Source organism: uncultured Frigoribacterium sp., from assembly GCF_963515265.1.
In the GTDB taxonomy this organism is placed as follows: domain Bacteria; phylum Actinomycetota; class Actinomycetes; order Actinomycetales; family Microbacteriaceae; genus Frigoribacterium.
Genome location: NZ_CAUPYL010000199.1, coordinates 1 through 4,656, shown reverse-complemented (window position 1 = coordinate 4,656; position 4,656 = coordinate 1). Strand labels below are relative to the sequence as shown.

Sequence of the window (4,656 nt, the reverse complement as noted above, 5' to 3'; positions counted from 1 at the left end):
GGCGAGGGCAGCACCAGCGCGAGCGCGCCTCCTGCGCCCCCGACGCCGAGCAGGGCGACGAGGCCGAGGGTCAGGCCGAGGTGGCGGCGGGCCCAGGGGCGTCGTCGCGCCGGGGGCTCGGCGGCTGCGCGGCGCAGCACGTCCTGCTTCATCGAGACGAGCATGCGGTTCAGGTCGTCTCCGGTGGGGGGCTCAACGTCCATCGCGGATCACCGCCTTCCTCAGTCGTGTCCGGGTCCGGGAGACCCGTTGTGTCAGTGCGCCGACGCTCAGCCCGAGCAGCTTCGCGGCCTCGGCGTAGCTGCGTCCCTCGATCAGGCACAGCTCGCAGATCTGCTGGTCGACGGGGCTGAGCGCCTCGATCTCGGCGCGGACCCAGCGGAGCCGCTCGCGCGCCTCCCTTGCGTCGTCGTCGGCGGGGGCGACCAGCTCGGCGGGCAGCTCGTCCGCCTCGGTGCGCTGCCGCTTGCGCCTCAGGTTCATCGCGTGGTTGCGGCAGGCGACGAGCAGCCAGGGCAGCAGCGAGCCGTCGTGCAGCGTGATCTCGGCGGAGCGGCGCCAGAGGGTGACGAGCGTGTCCTGCACGATCTCCTCCACGTCCATCCTGCTGTCGGCCAGCGCCCACGCGTAGCGCGTCAGCGTCGGCGCCCAGCGGTCGAAGATCTCCGACAACGCCCGCTCGTCCCCGCCCGACGTGCGTCGGACGAGGTCGGAGTCGTTCTCCGTCGTCATGTCCATGTCTGCCCCCCTCACTACAGGAATGTCGCAGATCGCCGAGGTCTGACAGGAATCGTCGAGAAATCTCGGCACGTGTCGCCGAGGGCGGGTCTTCCGGGTCGAGGGCGGGTCGGCAGGTACCTGCCCTCGGCGGAGGCGACCCGCCCTCGAGCGTGGGCAGCAGGAGGCGCGGCGACGGCGGACAGCAGGAGGGGCGTCGCTAGCGGGCGAGCGCCGTGAGCTCTGCCCGCGTCGCGGCCCCGGCCTTGCGGAGCAGGTTCGAGACGTGGAACTTCACCGTGTTCTCGCTGATGCCGAGCGACTCGGCGACGGCGCGGTTGCGGGCCCCGGAGGCGACGAGCCGGAGCACGTCGCGCTCGCGGGGGCTGAGCGACACCGCCTCGTCGAGCGACCCCGGCTCGGGCGGCGGGTCGAGCGGCAGGCTCACCGTCAGGTCAGATCCCCAGCCGGGCGTCGACGACACTGACAGCGTCCCGTCGAGGGCCGAGACGCGCTCGGCGACCGGGCGCAGCGAGTCGTCGTGCGCGGTCAGCTCCCCGGCTCCGTCGTCACGGACGGCCATGAGCAGGTTGAGGCCGTCGCAGTCCCACTGGATCCGCACCCGGCGGGCGCGGCCGTCGTCGACGAGGGCGAGCACCGTGCTGCGGACGATCGTGCGGGCGGCGTGCGCGACCTCGCCCGGCAGGGCACGCCCGGTCGCCGGCGGCTCGACGAACTGGACGTCGAGCTCGCCGAAGCGGACCAGGGGACGCAGGTCGTCCCGGAGGCGCGCGAACGCCCCGACGACCGGCTCGAGCAGCAGGGAGCGCTGCTCGTCCGTCTCGGAGCGGAGCTCGACCACGGCCGCCGCGGCGACCTCGATGGCGACGGTGCGGGCGGCGCGGTCGTCCAGGCGGGCCGAGCGGAGGGTCGCGAGCAGCGACTCCAGGGTCAGTGCGTGCCGATCGAGCAACTCCGACACGGTGCGCGCGTGCCGGGCGACGACGGCGCGGCTCGCGGCCGAGGGCAGGTCAGGCACGGGCAGGTCGGGCACGACGTCACCCTACCCGGCCCCTACCCGCGCGCTCCTGCCTACCCGTTCGGGCAGGTGGCCCCGCCCCGACGGGCAGCGCACCCGAAGGTGCACGGGAGCAGGCTGGGAACCATGCCCGATGCAGACAGCACCTCCACCGCCTCCTCGGCCCCCGCCTCCTCGCCCGTCGACGCGCTCGAGCTGGTGCGGTCCGAGGTGGACCGTGCCGTGCGCGCGGTCGTCGAGACCGACCCTGACGGCCTCGACGCCGTGGCCGACCTCGTGTCCGGTGCCGGGCGCGTCTTCGTGCACGGCGCGGGCCGCTCCGGCCTCGCGCTGCGGATGACCGCGATGCGGCTGATGCACCTCGGCCTGACCGTGCACGTGGTCGGCGAGGTGACGTCCCCCGCGATCGGCGAGGGCGACGTGCTGCTGACCGCGAGCGGGTCGGGGACGACGAGCGGCATCGTCAGCGCGGCGGAGTCCGCGGTCGACGCCGGTGCCCGGGTCGCCGCGATCACCACGGCCGCCGACTCGCCGCTGGCCGGGGTCGCGACCGCCGTCGTGCTCGTGCCCGCCGCCGAGAAGCTCGACCGCTCGGGCTCCGCCTCGGCGCAGTACGCCGGCGGCCTCTTCGAGCAGGTCGTCGTGCTCGTCGGGGACGCGCTGTTCCACGCCCTGTGGCAGCGCTCCGGCCAGAGCGCCGACGACATGTGGCCCCGCCACGCCAACCTCGAGTAGCCGTCTGCTGCTCGTCCGACACGTCCCACCCCGAAAGAAGGAGCACCACATGAAGCTGCAGTTCGCCATGGACACCCTGACCACCGAGGCCGCCCTCGAGCTCGCCGCCGCCGCCGCACCCAGCGTCGACATCATCGAGCTCGGCACGCCGCTGATCAAGGCGGAGGGCTTCCGCGCCATCACCGCGATCAAGGAGGCGCACCCCGACAAGGTCGTGTTCGCCGACCTCAAGACGATGGACGCGGGCGAGCTCGAGGCCGGCGAGGCCTTCAAGGCCGGTGCCGACCTCGTCACCGTGCTCGGCGTCGCGGGCGACAGCACCATCGCGGGTGCGGTCAAGGCCGCGAAGGAGCACGGCAAGGGCATCGTCGTCGACCTGATCGGAGTGCACGACAAGGCCGCCCGCGCCAAGGAGGTCGTCGCCCTCGGCGCCGAGTTCGTCGAGATGCACGCGGGCCTCGACGAGCAGGCCGAGGACGGCTTCACGTTCGAGGCGCTGCTCGAGGCCGGCAAGGCCAGCGGCGTGCCGTTCTCGGTCGCCGGCGGCGTCAAGGCCGCCACGGTCGGCTCGGTGCAGGACGCCGGCGCCCAGGTCGCCGTCGCGGGTGCCGCGATCTACGGCGCCGACGACGTCGCGGGCGCCGCGCGCGAGATCCGCGCCGCGATCAAGTAGCGCGCCGCGAGTACTCCGAGGAGGCGCGGTGCAGGCAAGTCCTGCACCGCGCCTCCTGCGCGTGTCCGTGCACGTGACTCGATTCAGGAAGGGCGTCGTGACGCATCCTGATCCGTGCACGATCCAGGTCTCCTGGTCCCCCCTGTGCGCGACGCAGGAGCGATCTTCCTGGGTGAGGAGGGTGGGCTAGTGCACCAGCACGACGGCGAGCGTCGTCGGGGCCTCGTGGCCCGGCCACGTCGCGGACAGGACCTGCGTCGTGTCGTCGTGCACGCCTCCTGCGGCCTCGGCGAGGGAGGCGGGCGAGCCGCCGCCGTCGGGGGTGCGCGCGACCACGAGCGTGCACGATCCCGCGTCGACGACGGTCGCGCCGTCGACCGGGCGCGTGCCCCGCACCGAGGTCGAGGGGACGACGGCGTCGGGCGTGCCGCTGCCGACCACGACCATCGTCGCATCGCGGGGCACCCGTTCGCCGTCGGCCTTCAGCAGCACCTCGTCGGCCTGGCCGTCGCCCGTCAGCGCGGCCGCGATCGTCGCCGCGACGAAGACGGGGTCGCCGCAGCCGTCGTAGACCCAGCGCTCGCCGAGCACCGAGTGCTGCATCGTGCCGACCAGCAGGTCGTCGGCGCCCTCGAGCGGGGCGCCCCGGTAGGTCAGCGGCACCTGCAGCACGGGGCCGTCGCCGGCGCGGACGAGCAGCACCTCGACGCCGACCTCGCCGGCCGGGTCGTCGAGGCGGAACGCCGCGACCTTCTCGAGGGGCCCGGGGTCGCCCTCGAACCACGGCTGGCTCGGCGCCCAGGCCGCGAGGGCCTCGAGCTTCGACGGGACGAGTTCGGCCTGGTGGAGGAGTGCCATGCCGCGATCGTAGGGGGCACGACCGACGCCGGCCAGCGCGGGCCTAGCCTGGTGCGGTGACCGCGACCCCCTCCGCCGCCGGCCCTGACCGCCCCGCCGAGCCCGCGCCTCCTGCGCCCGGCACCTACCGCCACTTCAAGGGCGGCCGCTACGAGGTGATCGGCACGGGGCGGCACGTCGACACCGAGGAGGCGCTGGTCTTCTACCGCACGCTCTACGGCGACCGCTCGCTCTGGGTGCGTCCTGTGGCGCAGTTCGTCGAGCACGTGACGCGTGACGGCTGGGACGGGCCGCGGTTCGTCCGCGAGGAGCCGCAGCCGTCGCAGCCGGAGCCGCGCACCGAGCCCTAGCCGCCGCGGCCGGGGCCGCTCGTGCTCTCCTGTGACGGCCGGGGTGCGGACGGGCGGCGTCCCCCGGAACGGGGTCCTGCCGGTCCCCGAAGTGGGGGACCTCGACTCGTTGCCTGCCTCCAGGGGGTCCTCCACAATGAGGACTGCCGCGTCCCGACCCGCGGCGGCGCTGCCCGCGACTGAACCCGCGCACGAGGCGCCTCGCGCCCGGCTGACCGGGCGAGCTCCTGGAGTCACCCGTGCCCCGTCCCGACGCCCCTGCCCTCCCGCGCGCGCTCTGGCGC

At 74.4% G+C, this 4,656-nt stretch carries 7 protein-coding genes; 3 read left to right on the top strand and 4 right to left on the bottom strand.

The window, feature by feature from the left end:
• The 3 genes from RWM17_RS12425 to RWM17_RS12415 form a co-directional block, all read right to left on the bottom strand.
• Window positions 1-203, bottom strand: a 203-nt coding sequence (locus RWM17_RS12425) for a hypothetical protein (RefSeq protein WP_314104113.1), incomplete at its 3' end; no start/stop codon positions are given.
• A complete protein-coding gene (locus tag RWM17_RS12420; RefSeq protein ID WP_314104110.1) occupies window positions 193-738 on the bottom strand; it encodes a sigma-70 family RNA polymerase sigma factor in 546 nt (181 codons plus the stop codon). The genes RWM17_RS12420 and RWM17_RS12425, both read right to left, overlap by 11 nt.
• A gap of 199 nt (window positions 739-937) precedes the next feature.
• Window positions 938-1,771: a LuxR C-terminal-related transcriptional regulator gene (locus tag RWM17_RS12415; RefSeq protein WP_314104107.1), complete on the bottom strand. Its 834-nt coding sequence runs from the start codon at window positions 1,769-1,771 to the stop codon at window positions 938-940.
• A gap of 111 nt (window positions 1,772-1,882) precedes the next feature.
• On the opposite strand from RWM17_RS12415, the gene hxlB reads away from it, so the two are divergent.
• Together hxlB and hxlA are read left to right on the top strand one after the other, a co-directional pair.
• Entirely contained in the window at window positions 1,883-2,491 is a 609-nt protein-coding gene (gene hxlB / locus RWM17_RS12410) for a 6-phospho-3-hexuloisomerase (RefSeq protein WP_314104104.1), read from the top strand.
• A gap of 49 nt (window positions 2,492-2,540) precedes the next feature.
• Window positions 2,541-3,164 carry a 3-hexulose-6-phosphate synthase gene (hxlA, locus tag RWM17_RS12405; RefSeq protein ID WP_314104103.1) on the top strand — a complete coding sequence of 208 codons (624 nt, stop codon included), beginning with the start codon at window positions 2,541-2,543 and terminating at the stop codon, window positions 3,162-3,164.
• A 186-nt stretch (window positions 3,165-3,350) separates the two neighbouring features.
• On the opposite strand, the gene RWM17_RS12400 is transcribed toward hxlA, so the two are convergent.
• A complete protein-coding gene (locus RWM17_RS12400) occupies window positions 3,351-4,022 on the bottom strand; it encodes a CG0192-related protein (RefSeq protein ID WP_314104101.1) in 672 nt (223 codons plus the stop codon).
• Between the two features lie 56 nt (window positions 4,023-4,078).
• On the opposite strand from RWM17_RS12400, the gene RWM17_RS12395 reads away from it, so the two are divergent.
• Window positions 4,079-4,372 carry a DUF1653 domain-containing protein gene (locus tag RWM17_RS12395; protein WP_314104099.1) on the top strand — a complete coding sequence of 98 codons (294 nt, stop codon included), beginning with the start codon at window positions 4,079-4,081 and terminating at the stop codon, window positions 4,370-4,372.
• Window positions 4,373-4,656 lie beyond the last annotated feature (284 nt).